The 22,941-nt window shown below is 46.8% G+C and carries 23 protein-coding genes; 19 read left to right on the forward strand and 4 right to left on the reverse strand.

Translation table 11 applies throughout. The annotated features are described in order from the left end of the window. Window positions 1-75: 75 nt before the first annotated feature. Window positions 76-1,476 (forward strand): L-cystine transporter, encoded by a 1,401-nt coding sequence (locus MHI54_RS17030; RefSeq protein WP_095215209.1) that lies wholly within the window; start codon window positions 76-78, stop codon window positions 1,474-1,476. Between the two features lie 19 nt (window positions 1,477-1,495). Here MHI54_RS17030 and MHI54_RS17035 read toward each other — a convergent pair whose 3' ends face one another. Then, window positions 1,496-1,843: a YolD-like family protein gene (locus tag MHI54_RS17035; RefSeq protein ID WP_095215208.1), complete on the reverse strand. Its 348-nt coding sequence runs from the start codon at window positions 1,841-1,843 to the stop codon at window positions 1,496-1,498. Window positions 1,844-1,957: 114 nt separating this feature from the next. On the opposite strand from MHI54_RS17035, the gene MHI54_RS17040 reads away from it, so the two are divergent. The 11 genes from MHI54_RS17040 to MHI54_RS17090 all read left to right on the forward strand — a co-directional run bounded on the left by MHI54_RS17040 (window position 1,958) and on the right by MHI54_RS17090 (window position 12,090). Further along, window positions 1,958-2,182 (forward strand): transcriptional regulator, encoded by a 225-nt coding sequence (locus tag MHI54_RS17040; RefSeq protein WP_095215207.1) that lies wholly within the window; start codon window positions 1,958-1,960, stop codon window positions 2,180-2,182. A 71-nt stretch (window positions 2,183-2,253) separates the two neighbouring features. Beyond that, window positions 2,254-2,991 carry a YqcI/YcgG family protein gene (locus MHI54_RS17045; RefSeq protein WP_095215206.1) on the forward strand — a complete coding sequence of 246 codons (738 nt, stop codon included), beginning with the start codon at window positions 2,254-2,256 and terminating at the stop codon, window positions 2,989-2,991. 70 nt (window positions 2,992-3,061) lie between these two features. Then, window positions 3,062-4,213 carry an exonuclease SbcCD subunit D gene (locus MHI54_RS17050; RefSeq protein WP_095215205.1) on the forward strand — a complete coding sequence of 384 codons (1,152 nt, stop codon included), beginning with the start codon at window positions 3,062-3,064 and terminating at the stop codon, window positions 4,211-4,213. 1 nt (window position 4,214) lies between these two features. After that, window positions 4,215-7,322, forward strand: coding sequence for an AAA family ATPase (locus MHI54_RS17055; RefSeq protein ID WP_340082070.1), 3,108 nt, complete (start codon window positions 4,215-4,217; stop codon window positions 7,320-7,322). A gap of 12 nt (window positions 7,323-7,334) precedes the next feature. After that, the gene (locus MHI54_RS17060; RefSeq protein ID WP_095215203.1) at window positions 7,335-7,583 is read left to right on the forward strand and encodes a DUF2584 family protein; all 249 of its coding nucleotides are present in this window, start codon (window positions 7,335-7,337) and stop codon (window positions 7,581-7,583) included. Between the two features lie 168 nt (window positions 7,584-7,751). After that, complete coding sequence (gene vrrA, locus MHI54_RS17065; RefSeq protein WP_158221498.1) at window positions 7,752-8,273, forward strand: VrrA/YqfQ family protein; 522 nt, start codon at window positions 7,752-7,754, stop codon at window positions 8,271-8,273. A 67-nt stretch (window positions 8,274-8,340) separates the two neighbouring features. Continuing rightward, window positions 8,341-9,294: a peptide-methionine (S)-S-oxide reductase MsrA gene (msrA, locus tag MHI54_RS17070; RefSeq protein WP_095215201.1), complete on the forward strand. Its 954-nt coding sequence runs from the start codon at window positions 8,341-8,343 to the stop codon at window positions 9,292-9,294. Window positions 9,295-9,370: 76 nt separating this feature from the next. Beyond that, complete coding sequence (locus tag MHI54_RS17075) at window positions 9,371-10,129, forward strand: TerC family protein (RefSeq protein WP_095215200.1); 759 nt, start codon at window positions 9,371-9,373, stop codon at window positions 10,127-10,129. 4 nt (window positions 10,130-10,133) lie between these two features. Beyond that, a complete protein-coding gene (locus MHI54_RS17080) occupies window positions 10,134-11,204 on the forward strand; it encodes an AbrB family transcriptional regulator (protein ID WP_340082071.1) in 1,071 nt (356 codons plus the stop codon). Beyond that, window positions 11,204-11,407, forward strand: coding sequence for a DUF6501 family protein (locus MHI54_RS17085; RefSeq protein ID WP_095215198.1), 204 nt, complete (start codon window positions 11,204-11,206; stop codon window positions 11,405-11,407). The genes MHI54_RS17080 and MHI54_RS17085 overlap by 1 nt, the downstream gene beginning before the upstream one ends. A gap of 131 nt (window positions 11,408-11,538) precedes the next feature. Beyond that, entirely contained in the window at window positions 11,539-12,090 is a 552-nt protein-coding gene (locus tag MHI54_RS17090) for a histidine phosphatase family protein (protein WP_095215197.1), read from the forward strand. Here the strand turns inward: MHI54_RS17090 and MHI54_RS17095 are convergent. Continuing rightward, on the reverse strand, window positions 12,087-13,274 hold the full coding sequence (locus MHI54_RS17095; protein ID WP_340082072.1) for a M14 family metallocarboxypeptidase: 1,188 nt from the start codon (window positions 13,272-13,274) through the stop codon (window positions 12,087-12,089). The genes MHI54_RS17090 and MHI54_RS17095 overlap by 4 nt on opposite strands. 234 nt (window positions 13,275-13,508) lie before the next feature. Here MHI54_RS17095 and MHI54_RS17100 point away from each other — a divergent pair, with 234 nt between their 5' ends. Continuing rightward, window positions 13,509-13,748 (forward strand): ferredoxin family protein, encoded by a 240-nt coding sequence (locus MHI54_RS17100; protein WP_095215195.1) that lies wholly within the window; start codon window positions 13,509-13,511, stop codon window positions 13,746-13,748. A 185-nt stretch (window positions 13,749-13,933) separates the two neighbouring features. Here the strand turns inward: MHI54_RS17100 and MHI54_RS17105 are convergent, their stop codons facing one another. Next, window positions 13,934-14,206, reverse strand: coding sequence for an acylphosphatase (locus tag MHI54_RS17105; protein WP_095215194.1), 273 nt, complete (start codon window positions 14,204-14,206; stop codon window positions 13,934-13,936). Between the two features lie 114 nt (window positions 14,207-14,320). On the opposite strand from MHI54_RS17105, the gene MHI54_RS17110 reads away from it, so the two are divergent. The 6 genes from MHI54_RS17110 (at window position 14,321) to MHI54_RS17135 (ending at window position 21,509) form a co-directional block, all read left to right on the forward strand. Then, window positions 14,321-15,838 (forward strand): FAD-dependent oxidoreductase, encoded by a 1,518-nt coding sequence (locus MHI54_RS17110; protein ID WP_340082073.1) that lies wholly within the window; start codon window positions 14,321-14,323, stop codon window positions 15,836-15,838. A gap of 120 nt (window positions 15,839-15,958) precedes the next feature. After that, window positions 15,959-17,107, forward strand: coding sequence for an NAD-dependent epimerase/dehydratase family protein (locus MHI54_RS17115; RefSeq protein ID WP_095215192.1), 1,149 nt, complete (start codon window positions 15,959-15,961; stop codon window positions 17,105-17,107). Window positions 17,108-17,116: 9 nt separating this feature from the next. Beyond that, a complete protein-coding gene (locus MHI54_RS17120) occupies window positions 17,117-18,271 on the forward strand; it encodes a glycosyltransferase family 1 protein (protein ID WP_095215191.1) in 1,155 nt (384 codons plus the stop codon). A 201-nt stretch (window positions 18,272-18,472) separates the two neighbouring features. Then, entirely contained in the window at window positions 18,473-19,444 is a 972-nt protein-coding gene (locus MHI54_RS17125) for an NAD(P)H-quinone oxidoreductase (protein WP_095215190.1), read from the forward strand. A 744-nt stretch (window positions 19,445-20,188) separates the two neighbouring features. Then, on the forward strand, window positions 20,189-20,575 hold the full coding sequence (locus MHI54_RS17130) for a MerR family transcriptional regulator (protein ID WP_340082973.1): 387 nt from the start codon (window positions 20,189-20,191) through the stop codon (window positions 20,573-20,575). A gap of 19 nt (window positions 20,576-20,594) precedes the next feature. Then, window positions 20,595-21,509 carry a DMT family transporter gene (locus MHI54_RS17135; protein WP_095215388.1) on the forward strand — a complete coding sequence of 305 codons (915 nt, stop codon included), beginning with the start codon at window positions 20,595-20,597 and terminating at the stop codon, window positions 21,507-21,509. A gap of 204 nt (window positions 21,510-21,713) precedes the next feature. On the opposite strand, the gene MHI54_RS17140 is transcribed toward MHI54_RS17135, so the two are convergent. Then, a complete protein-coding gene (locus MHI54_RS17140) occupies window positions 21,714-22,931 on the reverse strand; it encodes a DUF1343 domain-containing protein (protein WP_233134898.1) in 1,218 nt (405 codons plus the stop codon). Between the last annotated feature and the right edge of the window lie 10 nt (window positions 22,932-22,941).

Raw genomic sequence — 22,941 nt, forward strand, 5'->3', positions numbered from 1 at the left:
ATGTTTCCAACATGCTATTGTATATAGGTTCTATTCACACTAAGTTCATAGGAATTATATAATTTGATAAGGAGGATGATCAAATTGGACTTATTCACGTTTGTGAATATCATTATTTTATTAGCCTTATTGGGTGTGCTCTTTTATATGCAGAAGAAGCACATTTCCTTTTCCAAGCGCGTGCTGACCGGGCTGGGACTCGGGATCATACTAGGCGTTGTACTGCAGCTGATCTATGAGCCCGATTCCGAGACCCTCGTCATGACGAATGACTGGTTCGGTTTGGTGGGAAGCGGTTATGTGAAGCTTTTGCAAATGATCGTCATGCCGCTTGTGTTCATTTCGATTGTAGCTGCGTTCACCAGACTTGAAAAATCATCGAATATCGGGAAGATAAGCGGACTTGTCATCGGGACTCTGATGGTGACGACCGCCATCGCTGCAGCAATCGGTATCGCGTCGGCTGCAGGATTCGATCTGAAAGCAATCGATGTTGCAACTGGTGATGCGGAGCTGACACGCGGGGAAGAATTGGAAAGCAGCTTGACAGAAGTGCAAAGCACAACTGTACCGCAAAAGATATTGGAATTCCTGCCAGCCAATCCATTCTTGGATCTGACCGGGGCGCGAGCCACTTCCACGATTGCGGTCGTCATCTTTGCAGCGTTTGTAGGGGTAGCCTACCTTGGGGTGAAGAGGAAGAATCCGGAGCAAGCTGCATTCTTCCAGAAAATGATCGACTCGCTGCATAGTCTTGTCATGCGTATCGTTACATTGGTATTGCGCCTGACACCTTACGGAATTCTTGCTTTAATGGCAAAGACAGTGGCAGGGAGCGACTTCCAAGCCATCGCGACACTGGGTAAATTCGTCATCGCTTCCTATGTTGCGCTGCTTGCCATGTTCCTGGTTCACTTGCTCATCCTGACCATAATGGGACTCAGTCCGAAACAATATGTCAAAAAAGTCACGCCAGTACTGGCATTCGCCTTTACTTCCCGTACAAGTGCGGGTACCTTGCCGCTGAATGTCGAGGCGCAAAGGAATAAATTAGGTGTACCGGAATCGATCGCCAATTTCTCGGCCTCCTTCGGTATCACTATCGGGCAAAACGGATGTGCGGGTATTTATCCAGCCATGCTTGCTGTCATGATTGCACCTACCCAAGGCATCAATCCACTATCCCCATCCTTCATTGCGACGTTGATCGTTGTCGTCATGATCAGTTCATTCGGTGTTGCCGGTGTCGGAGGGGGAGCCACTTTTGCTTCTTTGATAGTCCTGTCCACGATGAATCTGCCGGTTGCTTTGGCAGGTGTATTGATCTCGATCGAGCCGCTGATCGATATGGGGCGGACAGCGCTGAACGTAAGTGGATCCATGGTCTCTGGATTGGTGACAAGCCGTACGCTTGGGGAATTGGACACAAAAACATACCGTTCCACTGAAGCTGCCGCGGATAGCGCAGCAGGCTGACTGCAAAAAACCGCTCCTGTCAGGAGCGGTTTTTTCCATGCAATGAAATATCTATTATATGGTCGAACGGGATGCGGAGCGGATATAAAACGTCCTTTGTATCCAGAAGCAAATATCGTTCAGATCGTTTCAGACCAGTCACGATTCCGCGGGCATTTTCTACTTGGCGCCCTTTTCTATACAGCATACATACCTTCGTTTTCCCCACCTCGATTTCCCGTACCTTCTGCTCCAGCTCTTCCAGCTGCTGCTCATCCATGATCGGCGGCTTTGCCGTCCCGATTTCCCGTCCCATTTGCTGCAGCATTTCCACATGCTCTGGAAGCATCAAAGATGTCCATTTGATTTTACCGCGATCATTCACCATATGTCATTCCTCCTGCTATCAGCATAATCGAACACATGTTCTTTTTCAAGTGACACGGAACATACGTTTGTATATAATGTTTGTATGAACTCGGAACAGAAAGCGGGGATCCCAATGGACAGAGCATCACTGATAAGATTCATGGAACGGCAGGTCACGATGATCTATATGGCGAAAGATGGCTCCTTGACAAAACGCCAGGTCAAGATTGAAAAGATCAATGAAGCATCCGTTACAGGATATTGCTATTTACGGAAGCAGCTGCGCACCTTCCGGATGGATCGCATCCTTGCCATTCAGCCAATCAAACACCATGACAGGTGGCGCATGTCTTCTTGACCCCTGTCATGCACCACTGTCTCCTTTCTGAATAGATTACTAGGGAAACTCAGGGAAAAGGAGAACATGCGATGACTATTTTATTCGATGGCAGCGATGCTCATCATGCCCCCTTGGCTTCTTGGCAGCAAGAAGCACTTGTTGCATTACATAAAAAATTATCCGACCAGCAATCCAGATTCCCTTGTATACCGGCGGCAGTCGGCCATCGGCTTGGCCAGTTCCGTTACGGTTTTGCGGGCGATCCCACTGCAGCAGATACAGCTGGGCAGCTGGCAGATTTATTGACAATATACGGACGGCAATCCAAGGAATTCGGTCATTATACTTCCCTGATCGTTTTTTTCGATACAGCCAAACAGCAGCGGCTTGACCTGGATGTACCTGCATATTTCCGTATATTCTGGGATTTGCTCAGCAGGACAGCGGCATTTGATCCATCCGGATGGCCGGATGATATTCCGGAAAATCCGGATGAAGCATTGTGGGAGTATTGCTTCGGCGGAGAGAAATATTTCATGTATTGCGCAACGCCGGCGCATCAGCAAAAGAAAAGCCGGAAATTCCCTTGTATGATGCTTGCCATCACGCCTAGATGGGTGCTGGAGGAATTCAAATCGAAGCCAAGGGCTGCCGCAAGCATCAAACAGAAAATACGAGGACGGATTACAGCTTACGATGACAATGACATCCATCCGGATTTGAACGCATACGGCAATCCGGATAATCATGAATGGAAGCAATACTTCCTACATGACGATAATACATCCCCTTCCAAATGCCCTTTTCATAGAAGCAAGCGAGACTGATGGATTCTGCCGGTTCTTCCCATACCACCCATTTACAAATCATGCTAGAATAATAGCAGGAGGAATACGTATGAAACTATTGCATACCGCTGATTGGCACCTGGGTAAGATTGTCAACAGCGTACATATGACAGAAGATCAGGCTTTCATCTTGGAGCAGATAAAAGAGATAATCGATAGAGAACAGCCCGATGCGGTCATCGTTGCGGGCGATTTATATGATCGGGCCATCCCGCCGCGCGATGCAGTCGAATTGCTGAATGATACTTGGAACTGGCTGGTCGGTGAGAAGGAAATTCCGGTGTTGTCGATCAGCGGCAATCATGATAGTCCGGATCGCCTTGATTTTGGCAGTCAGCTATTCAAAGCAAGCAAACTATTCATCGAAACGAGGCTGCGGCCCGGATTGAGTCCAGTCACTTTGGAGGATGGGCACGGACCAGTGCATTTTCATCTGATTCCCTATACGGAACCAGCGGATGTGCGGGCATTTTTCGAAGATGACAGCATCACGACCCACCAGCGGGCAATGGAGCGCATCATTGCCTTTATTACCGATACGTACGATATGACAGAGCGGCATGTGTTTATCGGACATGCCTTCCTTGCCGGGGGCATGGAATCCGATTCGGAAGAGAGGCTGTCGATGATCGGGGGGAGCCCATATGTGGATGCTGCCCTGTTCGAACCTTTCACATACGCAGCCTTCGGTCACCTGCATCAAGCACAGCGCATCGGCAGTGATCATATCCGCTACAGCGGTTCACCGCTTAAATATTCCTTTTCGGAAGCGAACCACAAAAAATCGGTGACGATGGTGGAACTGGATGATACCGGATTCCGATCATTCGAGAAAATAGACCTTATCCCAAAACGGGACATGCGGGTGGTGGAAGGATATTTCGATGAGTTGATGGAAGGGACAGCCGGGAACAAAGATGACTATCTGCATATCAGGCTGCTGGATGATGGACAGCTGCTGGACCCGATGGGCAAACTTCGCAAACTCTATCCGAACATCCTGCGCTTGGAGCGCAAAGCAAGGACCGGGACTAGCTCCATATCAGATATCAAACAAATCAAGGAAAAACAACGCATGTCACATATGCAGCTGTTTGCCGCCTTTTATGAAGAAATGAAGGGTGAAGCAATACCTGAACACCGCCAGAAGCATATGGAAGCAATCATCCAGCGCCTGGTCGAGCAAGAGAGGAGAAGCTGATATGCGTGCCATCACTTTACAAATGACCGCTTTCGGTCCTTACCATAAACCTCAGACCATCGATTTCCGCGAACTTGGAGCAGAATCCATCTTCTTGATCACGGGTCCGACCGGGGCCGGGAAGACAACGATCTTTGATGCTATCTGCTACAGTCTATACGGACGGGCCAGCGGAAGTGATCGAGATCAGGATTCCCTCCGCAGTCATTTTGCTGCACCAGGGGAAACGACGGAAGTACGCTACCGTTTTGCCCTTCGGGGTACAGAATACGAGGTCATCCGCTATCCGAAGCAGCAAAAGAAAAAAGAGCGCGGCGAAGGCTTTACGGATGATCCTGCAAGAGCGGAATTCTATGAATGGAAAGACGGGGAAAAGATACTGATTTCCTCCAGGATCAAGGAAGTGAACGAGGCCATCGAGGAGAGGATCGGTCTCGATTATGAGCAATTCCGCAAGATGATCATGATTCCCCAGGGGGAATTCCGTAAGCTCATCTCGGAAAACAGCAAGGAAAGGGAAGAAATCCTCCAGAGGATCTTCCGCACATATTTCTATGAACGAATGACCGAAGCGCTGAAGGACGAAGCGAAGCAATTAAAGGAAAACCTGCAGCAGACGGAATGGAAGGAACAGCAGCAAATCGGCAAAATCGAATGGCGTACACAAGCACCAGCGGAAGCTGACAGCGTGCCTGAGACGATGAAGAAACTGCAGCTTGAACTGGAGGCTGTTGCTGCTGTCATCACGGAAGGTGAGCAAGAGCTTGTAAAGCATAAAAAAATCTGGCTCGAACGCCAGCAGCAATATTATGAAGCCAAACAGCTGCTGGACACATTCGAGCAGCTTGAACGAGCGCTGCTGCAAAAAGAACAGCTTGAACAGCGGTTGCCTGCTATCGAACGGAAAAAGCAGCAGCTTATGAATATGGAGCGGGCCAGCCGCCTGGTCCCGTATGAACAGCAGCTTACTGCCAGGAAACAGGAATGGCAGCGCCAAACAAAGGAACAGCAGGAGAAGCAGGAAAGAAAAGAGTCGATAGAGCAGCAGTTCATTGCGATTGAATCTTCTTATAGACAAGCAAAGGAACAGGAGCCGCAGCGCCTCAAACGGCAGGAACAGCTTCAGTTGGAGAAGCAGCAGCTCGCGCAGTGGAAGGAATATGAGAAACGAAAACTGGAATTGGATCGTATCCAAAAGACATTGGAAGACAAACGGCAGCGATTGCTCAAGTTAAAAGAAACACATGCCGAGAAAAAGAATCGGCAAAGTGAACTCGAACAAGAGATAAGCGGGGAAGCCGTTCTGATTCAGGCGTTCTTTGAGGAACAAGGGGTGCTGGAGAAACTCGAACGCCAGCTGGAGGAAGCCGCACGGTTGAAAGATTCTTTCCGTCAGCTGCTGGAAATGCGCACCGTCTATCAGCAGACCAAGCAGCGCTTGCAGGAAAAAGAAAATGATGTACACAAGCTTCGGCAGGAAATCTCGGAGCTGGAGGAAGCCCAAACTGCCCATCACGCTGCCCATCTTGCCGGACAGCTGACAGCCGGGGAGCCTTGCCCTGTTTGCGGCTCCACCAATCACCCCTCCCCGGCCCAGACCAGTGCCCATGTGCAATCATTCGAGCTGCTGAAACAGAAGCGAATGAAGCTCGATGATACCCAGCGTGCATATGATGAAGTACAGAGAAAATATGTGGAAGCCAAATCGAATGGGCAGGCAATCCGTCAGGTGACCGATGAGCTTTATCGGAACATCACCGGGGAAGCGTCATTCGATCAAACAAAACTGAAAGAGCTGGAAGCAAGCATCCGGGCCGAAAGAGATAAAACGGCTGCCTCCTTACAGACCAAGCAAGCAGAGAGAAAGCAAATCGAGCAGAAAAAGCAGACACTAGACCGGCTTAAACAAACGCTTGTACAAGAGGAGGAGGCAGCGGAAGATCTCCAATCCGAGCTGCGGACACTGGAAGAAACATACCATCGTACTGAAGCTGAAGTGAGTTACCAACGGAAGCAGCTTCCCGCTGAGCTTCCGGATCATGACAAATGGGAACGGAAAATCAAGCAGGAGGAAGCTGCAATCGAAGCTGCGTTCAGGGAATGGGAAGGATTGCAGCACCAGTATGAGGAGATTTCCAGAAGCAAAGAACAAATAGCGGCAGCCTTTGAATCAACCGCTAAATTCACAGCTGACCTGGAACAGACGTACCGTCAGGAGGAGCAAGCTTTTCTTGTTAAGCTTGAAGAAGCCGGTTTTGCCGATACGGAAGCATATCGGATGGCCAGAGGTTCGGAGGATGAATTAAGGGCAATCAAGGAAGAGGTTGAGCAGCATGCCCAGCAGCGCCGCAGTGTCGCCGAACAGATAGAAACCTTGCGTAAGCAGACGGATCAGCGTCAAAAGCCGGATCTTGCTGTATTTGAGCAGGCTGTGACGGATGCAGAACAAATATTCGAAGCGAAGAACAGCCGCCTGAATGAGGCAAAGAGCTACGCTTCCCATCATGAAGCCATCATGGCATCTTTGAAACAGCTTCAGGAAGAAGCAGCCGATCAAAAAGCTCAGTATTATGATATCGGCGAACTGGCTAATCTGGCCAAAGGCGACAACAGCCTCAGGCTTTCCTTTGAACGCTACGTGCTGACCAGCTTCCTGGATGAAATCATCCTGCAGGCGAATATTCGATTGGAGGAAATGACGGATCATCGCTATCAGCTGAAGCGAAGCGGACAAATCGCCAAACGCGGCGCCCAGAGCGGGTTGGATCTTGAAGTGATCGATCATCACACCGGTCAGGAACGGCCAGTCAAGACATTATCCGGCGGTGAAGGCTTCAAGGCGGCACTCTCTCTCGCACTCGGAATGTCCGATGTTGTCCAGGCGCATGCCGGCGGGGTGGAGTTGGAGACATTATTCATTGACGAGGGCTTCGGGACACTTGATGAGGTGTCACTGGAGCAAGCAATCGACAGCTTGAAAGGGCTGCAGGCCAGCAATCGCGTACTCGGCATCATTTCCCACGTACCGCAGCTGAAGGAAGAGATCCATACCAAATTGCAGATTGAAACCACCCCGACGGGATCATCTGCAAAATTCATTTTCCAGTAAGGAGGAAACGATTTGGGAACACCACTCAATTTTGACACTGTCCTGCGCACAGAAGGCAAAGAAAAACGAATTGATAGCAAAGAAAATATTTTTCAGCTGGAGCTTCAGGGGTATCACTTATTTCCCCTGCATCAGGCCATCGATATCAAGCGAGCGAAAGATACGGATGAAATAGGAAGAGCGATCATTGTCGAATTGACGTTGAAAGAGGAAAGGACTATTTGTACGTATCAGCTTGTTTCGTTATCAAGCGTCAATTAACGACAAAATCATTGGCCAAAAAAGAGATTGAAGGAGAATCCTGCGCTTGCCCGGGAAATAGCAGGCCTATCGGGGGAAATATATTGCCTCCGTGGGGAATAGAATGGAACAGAATGCTTCTTGCTTGCGTACACTGATAGAAATATTGACGTGAGAAGAGGTATGAGAATGGCAAGAAATCTATTCGGTCCCAATGCCTTTGGGCGACGCAGCCAGCCGCCTGTCAGGAGGAATCCGTTCCTTCCCGACCAAGGAGGTTTCCAGCAGGCTCCGCCTTCAAACGGCGGACTGCCTGACATCCTGCAAAGGATCCTGAACCGTGGGAATAGAGGGCAGGCTCCGGGCAGGCAAGCCCTTCCGACAGCAACCAGCAGCCCTTCCGGCGGAATATCGTTACTTGACATGCTGAATCATACGCAAAATGCACTGAAGGCGGCGGAGTCCTTCATGCCGATGGTACAGGAATATGGACCGATGGTGAAGAACCTGCCTTCCATGCTGAAAATGATGAAAGCCTTGAAGGACATCGATTTTGATGAAGAGGAAGCGGCACCCGAGGCGGAAGAAAAAGATAAAAGCAAGCAAGAAAACCAAAGACGATCTTCTGCCCAAAAGGAAGCGGGGAAACCTGCTAAGCAGGAGACGAGGCGAAGCAAGTCCGGAGAGTCCCTTCCCAAATTGTATATTTAAGCGTGCCACTTGATTTTTTTCCGCAAAAGAGGAAAATATATAGCATACATTGAAGGAGGGATTTATTGTGGCATTACAACACGCTACTTTTGCAGGAGGCTGTTTCTGGTGCATGGTCGAACCGTTTACGGAACGCCCTGGTATCGAATCCGTAGTCTCCGGTTATACAGGCGGCGACAAACCGAATCCCACATATGAGGAAGTGTGCTCGAACACGACCGGCCATGTCGAGGCTGTCCAAATAACTTTCGATCCGGATATTTTCCCTTATGAAAAGCTGGTGGAGACGTTCTGGCAGCAAATCGATCCGACCGATGCAGGCGGTCAGTTCCACGACCGTGGTGAATCTTATAAAACAGCGATTTTTTATCATGATGAACAGCAGCGTCAAGTGGCAGAAGCATCCAAAGCGAAGCTGCAGGAGAGCGGGCGATTCGAAAAAGATATCGTCACCCCGATCCTGCCGGCCAAGCCGTTTTACCCTGCAGAAGAAAAGCATCAGGACTATTACAAGAAGAACAGCTATCATTATAAGATGTACAAGCGCGGTTCCGGCCGGGAGGACTTCATCAAGCAGCATTGGGGTACCAAGAAGGACAAAGCAAAGCTGAAAGAAATCCTGACGCCGATTCAATATCATGTCACGCAGGAGAATGGAACGGAACGTCCTTTCGATAACGAGTATTGGAATAACACAAAGGACGGAATCTATGTGGATGTCGTATCGGGTAAAGCTTTGTTTTCTTCCAAAGATCAATACGATGCCGGATGCGGATGGCCAAGCTTCACCAAACCGATCGATTCATATGAAGTGAAGGAAAATATGGACCTTTCACATGGTATGATCCGTACGGAAGTCCGGGCGAAGGAAAGTGATTCCCATCTTGGACATGTGTTTGAGGACGGTCCCAGGGAGACCGGCGGGCTGCGATACTGCATGAACTCTGCAGCTATGAAATTCATTCCTGTCAGCGAAATGGAAAAAGAAGGATACGGAGAGTATTTATATCTCTTTAAGTAAATAAATACAGCAACAGCTATGCTCTTGTTCGCTACATGAAGGAACAAGAGCATTATTTTGGACAAGGAGTATGAGAATGGATTCTACATTATTGATTGAATATGGCTGGATTCTTCTGGTCCTGATTGGACTGGAAGGACTGCTTGCGGCCGATAATGCGCTTGTAATGGCGCTCATTGTAAAACATTTGCCTGTTAAACAGCAGCGAAAAGCTCTATTATACGGTCTGGGCGGAGCGTTCATCTTCCGATTTGCCTCCCTGTTCTTTGTCAGCTTCTTGGTGAATATCTGGCAGATCCAGGCTTTAGGTGCGCTTTATTTACTGTATATTTGTATCTCGAACCTTATCAAACTGAAGAAAAACGGCGGAGAGGAAGAGGCCGAGAGTCCATTCAGCAAGAAAAACTCCGGCTTCTGGATGACTGTACTGAAAGTGGAACTGGCGGATATTGCTTTTGCAGTGGACTCGATCCTGACAGCCGTGGCACTGGCAGCATCCTTATCGCCTACGCCGCTGCCGCATATCGGAGGAATGGACGGCGGACAATTTTTGGTCGTGTTGGCAGGGGGGATGATTGGTTTGATCCTCATCCGGATTGCAGCTTCTTATATTGTAAAGATCCTGGACAAGCGTCCAGGGCTAGAAGCAGCAGCCTATTTAATCATTGGCTGGGTCGCTATCAAATTGGCCATCCACACATTGGCGCATCCGGCTTTGGAAATCATACCAGAGCATTTCCCTGACTCTGCAGGATGGAATGCGACATTCTGGATTGTGATGGCTGTCATCGCCATCGGTGGCTGGTTCTATAAACCGAAAAGCGAAAGGTCCTGATTCCATGCGGGGAAACGGTCCATTACGTTCCATCTTGAAGTCTTATCTGATTGCCGTCATTGGCGGCGGTCTTTTCACTTTGCTGCACTTGCCGCTGCCCTGGATACTCGGCCCGGTAGCCGGTCTTTTGCTTTCCAAAATCATTTGGAATAACCAAACGGCTGCTTCCCAGCCGCTCCGCAAAATAAGCTATTGGCTGCTTGGTATCCAGATCGGCAATACGTTTACAGTACATACATTCCACAATGTACAGCCTTATTTATTGATCTATACGCTTTTGACATTACTGTTGATTGTCATTTGCATGATCAATGCCTACGTGGTCAGTAAATGGGTGAATGTCGATATGAAAACGAGCATGCTCGGGAGCATACCAGGCGGTTTGTCTGCTGTGTCGGCACTCAGTGAGTCCATGAAGGCAAATACGGGACTCGTGACGATATTTCAGACGATACGTCTTGTCAGCATCCTTTTCATCATCCCGTTCGCTGCCACGCACATGTTCATGGACGGCGGGGCCCAAGGAGCAGTTCAACTGCCGCAGACGGAGCAAGGAGCCTGGTGGACGATTGGATTATATGTCCTCATGTACATCATCGCCCGTATGACAAACCGATTCATCCCATCATCTTTAGTCATCGTCCCGATGCTGCTTACAGCGATACTGCAAGTCAGCGGAATGCATCTATATCAGTTCCCGCACTTATTTTTCGTGGCTGCCCAGTTGACAATCGGTGTCTATTTGGGTCATTCTATTTCTATAAGGGATTTAAAGAAAGCAGGCAGGCTTTGTCTCTATTATACGGGTCTGTCCTTGCTGCTTATTTTGCTTTGCTTCGGGCTTGGCTATTTATTCAGCTTGTTCACTTCACTGAACATGGCCACTTCTGTACTCAGTATGGCCCCGGGCGGGCTCGTGGAAATGGCATTGACGGCCCAGACGACAGGCGGGGATCCGTCCATCGTCAGCTCCTTGCAGACAATCAGGCTGCTGCTTGTCGTCCTTGTGCTGCCGCTTCTGCTGCAATGGACATTACCGAAGCTTGAGAAACACCAACGGAAGGAAGAAACATGATGATACACAAACATTGGCAAGATGCTGAAACTATCAAACAAGTGGAATGTGTCCACACGAATGCAAAAAAATACGTAGTGAACACGACGCTTACGCAAGGCAAAATCTATGATGTCAAAAATGAAACGGAAGAATTCATCTTTATTGTCGACAATACGAATCGTGTCGGTGCTTTCCGTAAGGATTATTTCAAAGAAGTGTAATAAACTGGCAAGAAAAAGGCTAACCTAGTAGAGGTCAGCCTTTTTTTGTTGACTCTTGTTTTACAAAGCTTGTAATTGTTCGATGGTTAACCGATAATAAGGCTAAGCATAGCTAGAAGGAGATGGGGCTTGTGAAAAGGATCATTCTTGTTCGTCATTGTAATGCAGAAGGACAGCACAAAGACTCGCCGCTGACATACGAAGGTATTAGCGAAGCCCGGATGCTCGCGGCTTTTTTGAAACGGCTGGATTATCCGATCCAGCGTATCCTCTCCAGTCCCTTCTTCCGGGCCGTCGAGACAATCAAGCCTTTCGCTGATGCTGCCGATATCCCGATAGAACTGGATCGAAGGCTGCAGGAGCGTATTTTGAGCGAAGAGCCTGTCGATGATTGGCTGGAAGTCTTGGAAGAATCATTTGCTGATTTTGATTTGCGGCTTCCTGGCGGTGAATCATCGAATGACGCCAGAAAGCGGGTACGCAGCCTGCTTGATGAGCTTGAGGCAGAAGAGCAGCTTGAGAACGTCGTTTTGGTGACTCACGGCAACCTCCTTGCAATTTTACTAAAGGAATTCCAGACGGATATTGGGTTCTCCCATTGGAAAGGCTTCACGAACCCCGATGTGTTCCTGGTCCAGCGTGAAGCTGGCAGCTATATGGTGGAACGTATCTGGAATGCTTAAATTTTCTCGCTCGTAAGTACGACCATCAATAGGATGGGCAGTTTTTCATAGATTGTATCGACTTGTTCGATGGGCAGGGGATTTTTTCCTCTGCCCAATTCCATTGTAAAGCCCGGCCGCCTGTAAGAAGCAATGTACCAATCCTTGAAGCCAGCGTAGTTATCCAGTTCCTTTACACCTTTGTATCCGCTGAGCTGCTCCATCTGTGATACCATCCTCGCAGCGCTTGGGGGCTCTTTTTCCTCAAAGCTCCAGTAAATTTCCTCTCCTTGCGTGTGCAGCGCAACGACTGAATCAAAATCTCCTGCCTTGACAAGCTCATACATACCGATCGATTCCGGTTCAGTCAATGGAGTCCGGCCCGGGAAATCACGGGGACCTGGAAGCTTCGGTTTCCGCACCTGCTCATATTCCCATTTGGCGGGATATTGCTTATTCAAATCGACTCCGATTATATTTGCCTTCCATCCTTTGAAATCATCGGAACCTTCATTCAAAAAAAGGACAAGTTCTTCATACTCATGTGCCGTCCTGCTGCCATGGATGACAAGATCGACTCCGTCCGGGTTCACCATCGGAACGATCGAAAGCGTCACATCCTGATATAATTTGCTTGCCGGATAACCGAATAGCTTCTTATCATGGGTGACGGCCAGCAAGTAGTCATTGACGAAACGCATCAGGGCCAAGGAAGTGATCCATTCATTACCGTGGAAACTGGCGTTTATATGAATATGTCTCTTTCCCTTGCCGATTTGCAGCTCTGTCACCGGTTTCCCCAGTATGGACTTGTAAATCGTACGCATCCTCATAAAAGGGAAAAGCTGGTGAAGGAATTGGATATCCTGAAGACAGATAGCATAATCGTAGGGCTGTCGGAAGCATGTCACTGGCTGGGTCACCCGTTGAGGATATGTGAGTTTTTCGCCGGCAGGGAAATAATCAGTATCATACAGCAGGTGGACAAGCCGGAGAGGAAAATGAAAGGCAGCTGCTAATTCCGCGTCTGTCATATCCTTATCCAGGATGACAGATCTGGGAGCATAGCCAGGCACCTGTATTGGCTGTTGCGGCTTTACATGGGTCGAAAGAAACGGATTCGCTGCAAAAAGTACATATGTCGGAAGGTGGAACAGTGTCGCTATCGTGCTCAATTGACAGCCTTTCTGCAGTGTCAATTCCATCTGGATCGCCTCCTTTTGTACATTGTATGTCAAGTATGAAGTAATTATGGGGATGGGGCAAGCTGTCAAATTGTTGAGTACGCCCGTTGTTATTATCGAATATTGTTGTTATAATTTGAATCGATAGGGTATAAATACATATAGTTCGTTTGTATTTTGCGAAGTCGCAGTATACCTGGAAAGAAACCGAGTCTAATGGCCGGTTCATTCATAGTAGTAGAGGAGGCTGTACACATGGCTTTTGTCATCACTTCCCCATGTGAAACGGAAAAAGCCGGCGAATGCATGGAAGTTTGCCCGGTTGACTGTATCGCGGAAGGCAAAGATATGTTCTATATCGATCCTGACATTTGCATCGATTGCGGTGCTTGTGAAGCGGTATGCCCAGTTGAAGCGATCTTCATGGAAGATGAGGTACCAGCGGAAGAAACCAAGTACATTGAAATCAACCGCAAATTCTTCCAGGAAAACTAAGCAGATCCACTGCCAAGAGGCAGTGGATTTTTTGTTATCTTTAAAGGGGTCATCCGCTTTACGTCTGATGGCAAGCATGAACCATAGCAGCCTGACCTTCTTTAAAATCGGCTGATCAGGGAAGGGGCAGCTGTCAAAGACCTGAATAAAGCCGACTAAAAAAGCCCGGCAGTGAAGCCGGGTTTTCATCTTACTTCAAAACGTTCAAAACCTTGCTGTTTTTCTAAGTATACGACATCCACCTTCTTAACCTTCACAAACCGATTAGGGCCCTTCCTTATTTCATTGATGAACTTTTCCACACGCTCCGGATCTCCCTCGACATACACTTGGACTGTCCCGTTGGCTTCATTCCGTACATATCCCGCCAACCCGAGATCACGGGCTATTTCTGCTGCTGACAGACGGAAGCCGACGCCCTGGACTTTCCCGCCGACTACCATTTGTACACATTTCATCTCTATACCGCCTCCTTACAAAAAGTCTTCCCTGATAGCGTATACAGAAAACATCTGATTAACACGTCATTTCTTTGGCAAAAATGGTGCTATTACAACACATGGAGGATAAGAATGACACATAATAAAAGTTATTGGCGTGAAAAGACGGAAATTCCAGAGTTTGAATCGCTGCGTTATGACACCGAAAGCGAAATCGTCATTGTCGGCGGAGGCATCACCGGCATCGTTACGGGATATATGCTGGCCAAAGAAGGTCGTCAAGTGACCATCCTCGAGGCAGATAGTCTTTATAGCGGTACGACCGGCTATACGACAGCAAAGCTCACGGCACAGCATGGGCTGATTTATGATGAATATATCCAGCATTTCAATACAGATACGGCTAAGACGCATTATGAAGCGTGCATGGACGCAATCGCTTTTGTCAAGGAAACGACAGCGGCACATGGCATTGATTGCAATCTGACGAAACAGGATGCCTATGTCTATACCAAGGAAAAGCAAAACGTCCATAAATTGGAGACAGAGCATGAGGCATATCAGAAGCTTGGTATACAGGGGGAACTCTCGGACACCATACCGCTTCCCTTTGAAATAGAAAAGGCATTGATCATGAAAGACCAGTACCAGTATCACCCGCTGAAATTCCTCAATGGTTTGCTGCATGTATTCCTCGATAATGGAGGGAAAGTATATACCGATACTCCGGTTGATACAATCGAAGAAGGAAAGGATACGACCGTTGTAACGAAGAACGGGTTGAAAGTGACGTGTAAGAAGGTTGTGGTCGCCTCCCATTTCCCTTTTTATGATGGACAGGGCTTTTACTTTGCCAGATTATATCAGGATCGCTCCTATGTGGTGGCCGCAAAGCCAAAGAACCCTTATCCCGGCGGCATGTATATCAATGCCGACACGCCTTCCCGATCCATCCGCAGTATCGAAACAGAGGAACATGGCACCTTGCTCCTGATCGGCGGTGAGTCCCACCGTACAGGCGAGGGGCATCCTGAAGAAATGTATTATAAAGAATTGACGGACTTCGCAGCTTATCTGGGCACGGAAACACCAATCTATATGTGGTCCGCACAAGATATCGTCACATTGGATAATCTCCCTTATATAGGATATATAAGCAAAGGCAACGATAATATCTTGGTCGCCACAGGCTATCGTAAATGGGGCATGACCAGCAGTATCGTTGCCGGGTTGGAAATAGCATCTCTTATCGATTCAGGTATCAGCCGCTACAAAAATATTTATCAGCCATCCAGGTTTCACGCCGACCCGGATTTGGGTAGTGTAACTAAGAATGTAATGGAAGTGGCGAAGGAATTCATAGTTGGGAAACTGGAACAGCCCTATGAATATGTCCCGCACCTGAAGCGGGGCGAAGCAACCAAAGTCCGGTTCAACGGTCTGCTCCTTGGTGTCTATAAAGACGAAAACGGAGAAATACATCAAGTGGATACGACTTGTACCCATATGAAATGTGAGGTTAATTGGAACAGTGCAGAATCCAGCTGGGACTGTCCTTGCCATGGATCACGTTTTACCGGTACAGGCGAAGTGATCGAAGGCCCGGCCAAAAAACCGCTGAAAAAATTGGATCGAGGGCTGAACAGTTAACAACTTGTTTACACTATCTCAAACCTTCCTTTACACCATATTATTTTTAATCGCAGCATCGTTAGCATATAATTGTTAACGAACGTACCAAGAAATGTTGATGTCACAGGAGGATGAGTCATGAAAATTGTTGTAGCTGGTGGAGATGGTTTCTGCGGATGGCCGACAGCACTTTATCTGTCCAAACAAGGTCATGAAGTAGCAATCGTCGATAACTTGGTAAGACGTAAGTACGATGAAGAATTACGATCCAATTCCGTAACACCAATTTATTCCTTGGAAGAGCGAGTCGCAAAGTGGAAAGAGAAGACCGGCAAGGAAATCAAAACATACATAGGCGACCTGAATCATTATGATTTCCTGGCTGAGGTCTTCCGTCAGACGGAGCCTGATGCATTTGTGCATTTTGCAGAACAGCGATCGGCTCCGTACAGCATGATCGACCGTGAGCATGCTGTATATACGCAGCAGAACAATGTGATCGGCAACTTGAATGTCCTTTTTGCAATCAAGGAATTCGCTCCATCTTGTCATCTGATCAAGCTTGGTACGATGGGAGAGTACGGCACCCCTAATATTGATATCGAAGAAGGCTATATCGAAATAGAGCATAAAGGCAGAAAGGATAAACTGCCATTCCCGAAACAGCCGGGATCTTTTTATCACTTATCCAAAGTGCATGACAGCCATAACATCATGCTCGCCTGCAAAATCTGGGGCATACGCGCAACAGACCTGAACCAAGGCGTCGTGTATGGTCTCCATACAGAAGAAACAAAGCTCGATCCGGTGCTGGCGAACCGCTTTGATTACGATGGTGTCTTCGGCACTGCGCTGAACAGATTCCTTATCCAGGCGGCCACAGGGCATGATATCACTGTCTATGGCAGCGGCGGACAGACACGGGGCTTCTTGAATATCACCGATACGATCCGCTGTGTGGAAATCGCCGCGGAAAATCCTGCTGATGCCGGAGAGTTCCGGGTATTCAATCAATTCACGGAAAGCTTCTCCGTGAAGGAGCTTGCTGAGAAAGTACAGAAGGTGAGCCGGGAGCAAGGACTGGACCCTAAAATCACATCTATCGAAAATCCGCGGGTGGAAGCAGAGGAGCATTATTATAATGCAGTGAATACGCGCCTTCGCGATCTTGGCCTTGAACCGAATCTCCTTACGGATGACGTGCTCCGCGGCATTCTGGAGACGGCTATCGAGCATAAGGACCGGGTAATCAAAGAAAACGTGCTTCCGACGGTTACGTGGAGATAGGGGCATACGGTGAAAATCGTCATCATCACCGAGACATTCCTGCCATCCACGGACGGTGTCGTCACCCGGCTCACCGAAGCGATCAAGTTCCTCCGCAGCCAGAAGCATGAAGTCGTCGTCATCGCTCCCGATTTAGGTGTTACCGAATACGAAGGCGCGCTTGTCGAAGGAGTAGGGACGGTGACGATGCCATTTTACCGTTCCAAGAAGTTTTCCTTGCCGACAAGACGCATCAAGACTTTACTTGAAAAGCATCAGCCGGATCTCGTGCATGTGGCGAATCCAGCCCTGGTCGGGATAGCAGGAATCTATTATGCGCACAAGAAGGGTTTGCCGCTATTGGCATCCTATCATACGCATATACCGAAATACCTGGATTACTATAAGTTCTACAAACCCTTGAAACCATTATTTTGGTGGCATTTCCGCAAGCTTCATAATACAGCTGACTTGAATCTGTGTACGTCGGCTGCCATTAAACAGGAGCTTGACGAGCATGGCTTCGAGCGTATGCATGTCCTGCGCAGAGGCGTGGATGTGGAGAAGCGCCATCCGGCTTATTATTCACAAGGCATGCGTGAGCGGCTTTTGCAAGGGCATCGCGGGAAAAAATTGCTCATATTTGTAGGCAGGCTGGCAATCGAGAAGGAAATCCATAAGATTCGTCCATTGCTGGATGAGCGGGATGATCTGGCATTAGCCATCATCGGCGATGGACCAGCCCGGAAAGAACTGGAGAGGGTATTCGAAGGGACGAATACATTGTTTACCGGCTTTCTCCATGGGGAAGAGCTGTCGCAGGCATTCGCTTCTGCCGATGCCTTTATTTTCCCGTCCATTACCGAGACGCTGGGTTTGGTCATCTTGGAAGCAATGGCTTCCGGTCTCCCTGTCCTTGCAGCCAAAAGCGGACCAACATTGGAACAGATCGAGGAAAGCAAAACAGGATTCCTTTTTGAAAACGAAAATGTCGCCAGCATGAGTCACGCAGTCGGTAAACTGGATGATCAAGAATTAGTGGCAAAAATGAAAAAGAATGTGCGAATGGAAGCGGAGAAGCATTCCTGGAAAAATGCATCCAGCGAATTATTCGATTTCTATTTAGCAACCATCCAAGCAAGAACACCCGTATATCAAGCAGTGCAGAACCCGAGCTCCAGATAACGGAGCCGGGTTTTTGCATGTTTAGGAGTTTTATCTTATGGTAAACAATAAGAAAAAGCACATGAAATGAGGTTCACAGCATGAAATTCTTCAAAGGGCTGCTAATTGGGACCTTGCTGTCTATTCCATTCTGGATAGTGCTGATTTATTTACTTTTTTTCCGTAAAGGTTGACAATAAAAGAAGAAAGGGAGTATTAGATATGAAAGCAATCACACTACAAGGTTTTGGCGGCACAGATCAACTTAAGCTTCAAGAAACCGAAAAACCAACCATCAAACCGGACGAAATTCTAGTTGCTGTAAAGGCATCGGCAATCAACCGTGCGGATATCGAAAAAAGAAAAGGAAATTACCCTTCCAGTGATTATGATCCGATTTTGGGATTGGAAATTGCTGGTGTTGTGGAAGAAGCAGGAGAGGAAGCAATCGGCTGGGAAAAAGGAGACCGTATATTCGGCTTGATTCCCTCCGGCGGCTACGCAGAATATGCTGTACTCAACAGCAAGCTGGCCATGCCGATTCCCGAGCACTTGAGCTACGAGCAAGCAGCAGCTGTACCGGAAGTATTCCTGACAGCTTATCAGACACTGCATTGGCTGGGTGAATTGAAACAGGGGGAAACCGTCTTGATCCATGCCGGCGCAAGCGGAGTCGGAACTGCAGCCATCCAGCTGGCTAAACAAGCAGGTGCAACAGTTGCAGTTACAGCTGGATCCCAGGAAAAACTTGATTTCTGCAAGGAGCTTGGTGCCGACATCACAATCAACTATAAAAAAGAAGACTTTGCTGATAAATTAGCCGAAACCGGCGCTGATATCATTTTGGACTTTATTGGAGCGTCATATTGGGATCAGAATATCAAGACACTGAAAACGGATGGCAGACTGATCCTGATCGGATTCCTGGGCGGTACAGAACTGGAAAACGCATCGATAACGCCGCTGCTTGCAAAACGCTTACATGTGAAAGGAACATTGCTAAGTACAAGGAGCGTTGAATATAAAGCAAAATTGACAGCAGATTTGATCGATAATGTATTGCCGTTATTTGAATCGCAAGCAATCAAGCCGATTGTCGGCAAAGTATTTCCGTTGGCAGAAATAGCTGAAGCGCATGACTTTATGGAAAGCAATCAGAACATAGGTAAAATCGTATTGCATGTAGCAGATTAATATGTAATATATAGAATCAGACTGCGTAAAGCGTTTGCTGTGCAGTCTGATTTTTTTGTTTTGTCTCACTATCTCAAGAATACTTAGATTATGAGACATAAGATGACGGTTTTCAATTACTTCCGATAATATATATTATGTAAACTAAGGAAAATAAAATAATTAAATGTGTAATACTTGAAACTATATTTGTACCTCTTCTCCATCATCATTCGATATGTACATGCTGCAGTCATGCCGCTATGCAATGTTGATACTATCGTCAGATCTTCTGAGCTATTTACAGCTTTATATTTGGGCATCTGAATTCACTTCATGATCTTATTGCTACTAATTATTCGGCTATATAAATAATACTTTAGCCAATATCATTCAGATTCCTTAAATCTCAAACCGCATTAGTTTCTTCTACGGAATGCAAATTACTGGTAATGCTGTGACAAGTTGATCCTGCATATAATGATGATTTTATAGGATTTTTACCTTCGAATCAGTTGATCATTTGATATGTATCCTGAATATGCACTGGAAACTTTTGTAGAGTTATTGATGTAAATCTGTCTCTTTATACTAACCCAAAAACCCCCTTTCTATCAGTGCATCCGCGAAAATGATGTCGCAGCAAACACATATTGGTGTCCTTGTATGCATTCTTCCTGCTGCATACTTTTCTTGGTTTATAAAGCTTGACTTGAAGCTAACTATAAGGAGTAATATAGAGCAGGATGAAGTGAGGTGAAAAAGATGTGTACGATAACGGAAGCTGCAGTAAAAACAGGATTTTCAACCGGTACACTCCGTTATTATGAGCGAATCGGACTTGTGAAAAAGCCGCAGAGAAAGCCAAATGGCGTTCGTATATATACAAAAGGAGATATACAGCTGCTGCAAGCCCTTACCTGCTTAAAAGAAGCTGGTCTCTCATTGGGTGAGATTGCTTCCTTTATGAAAGATAATGACTGGCATGAATTGGGGTTCTTGGACGGAGACGATATCTCCAATCGCAATAAAGTGCGTATCCTTGAGAATCATTTGCAGAAATTAGATGCCGAAAAGCAGCGTTTGGAGTCTGCTATAGCTTTAACACAGAAGAAACTGGCCAAATACAGCAAACTGTTTAACGAAAAATAGAAGAAATGAAGGAATGAACATGAATCAAGTAAGAGTAGTTGGTATGATAGCAATCATCAGTATTATATGGGGATATTTATGGGTAACTGTAAAGATTGGTTTAGAGGATTTCCCTCCCTTCTTATTCTCCTCCTTCCGTCTCCTGATTGGAGCGGCAGTGCTGGTAATGGTTTTATTGGTAAAGAAGGTGGACATTTTACCAGAAAAGCATGAGTGGAAACCCTTTTTTATACTTGCTGTATTGATGTGTATCGGCTATTACGCGCTGTCGACATTCGGTATGCAATTTGTCGACTCTGGTGTATCGTCTGTTCTCGTATACACGATGCCGATCATCGTCAGTGTGATGGCGCATTTTATGCTGAATGAGCGACTAGTAATGAATAAAGTAGTCGGATTGCTAATCGGAGCTGCTGGTTTAGTATGTATAATAGGTACAAAGCTATTTCATTTGTCCTTTGATCTTACGTTAGTAGGAGAAGCAATTATAGTGGTTTCAGCCTTTTTCTGGGCAGGAGCCAATATCTATACAAAGAAAGTCGGTGGCGCACACCATAAAATTAAAATGACAATGTGGCAGATGCTGATTGGAGCAGTTCTTCTATTCATTATTTCTTTTGCAAGTGAACATGCCGCGATTGCAAATTTAACAGTATCCACTCCTTCCTTGCTCGCATTGCTTTACAACGGGATACTAGGTTCCGCTGTTGCATTCGTAGGCTGGAACTGGGTATTGAGTAAAATCGAAGCTTCCATAGCGTCCATTTCACTCATGTCCGTGCCGCTGCTAGGTTTATTTTTCGGCTGGCTGCAACTGGGCGAAGAAATAACACCCAATATCATCCTAGGTGCCGTACTAGTTTGTATCGGTATTCTGCTTACATCGATTAAGATAAAAAGACAAACTATAGTGAAAGAGAAAAATGCAGCTTAACTTCTTAACTTATAGAAAGAGATGTGTTATTAAGTACACATCTCTTTTTTATTTAGCTCTTCCGTTCATGAATCTTCCTTATACCTCAATCCATGCAAAAATTAAGATCGCCCTATTGTGCATTACTCAGGAATCGATGGGGAAACACGTATTTTCCTAAACTAAAAAAGGGTGAATCTCCATGATTTCACCCTTTCGAAACAATTACTTATAAATTAAGTACTCTTTTCTTACCTTTATAAATTCATATAGTTCTTTCTGATATTCTTTCGTGATTTCGGTAACGGAGGCTCCTTCTAGAATCATTGTTCTGACCCAATCGTTTCCAATCAATTTATCAAAGAAGTTGTTTGAAAGAAATTCGAAATCGTCTGGATACATGTCGTGAATTGTTTTAATGATGTGAAGTCCTGTAGTTACCGCATCGAATGCAGCGCGGTCTGTTACATATATTTCAACACCATGGCTAAGTTTTCCAGCATGTTTAGAAGATGTCGGTGTAAAGGATGCCGCCCTGAATGTCACGCCTGGCAGACTAAGTGCATTCAATTCTGAAGCAAGATCCGTGCTGCTGATGAAAGGTGCACCGATCAGTTCAAATGGCTTGGTTGTTCCCCGCCCTTCTGACAGGTTTGTTCCTTCAATCAGACCGGTTGCAGGATAAACAAATGTTGTTGAAACTGTTGGCATATTTGGTGACGGCAGGACAAATGGAAGTCCTGTGTCTTCGAAATCCATGGACCGCTTCCAGCCTTTCATTTTGACGACTCTCAAATCTGCTCCAATATTGAATTCTTCGTTGAAGAAGGAAGCAAGCTCTCCGACTGTCATACCGTGCTTTGTTGGAATTGGATACATCCCTACAAAGGAAGAGAAATCAGGCTCGAGTACAGGACCATCAACTGAAAGTCCGCCTAGAGGATTCGGACGGTCAAGCACGACAATGGGAATGTTGTTTTCTTTTGCTGCTTCCATGGCATAAGCCATCGTGTAGATGTATGTGTAGTACCGTGTGCCGACGTCCTGAATATCAAAGACTAGCACTTCTACGTTTTTGAGCATTTCAGGTGTTGGTTTTCTTGTTTGTCCGTAGAGGCTGTATACAGGTAGTCCTGTTTTTTCGTCAATATAAGATTCAACATATTCCCCTGCCTGAGCATCACCGCGTACGCCATGCTCGGGACCGAATAAAGCTGTCAGTTCGATATCAGGATCTTCGTGCAGCAGATCAACAATGCTGTTCATTTTTGAGTCGATACCGGTCGGATTGGTAATTAAGCCAACTTTTTTGTCTTTTAAAAGTTCTTTCTGATCATCTAAAAGGACCTCAACACCAGGCGTTACTTTACTATCTTTCTTCCTCTTATGGGCAGCAACCTCTTTTTCCGCAGGAAAAGCACTTAAAGCCAGCAGCAGAATCATTACCATCAAC

Origin of the sequence: Terribacillus sp. FSL K6-0262, from assembly GCF_037977385.1 — a bacterium.
GTDB lineage: Bacteria > Bacillota > Bacilli > Bacillales > Amphibacillaceae > Terribacillus.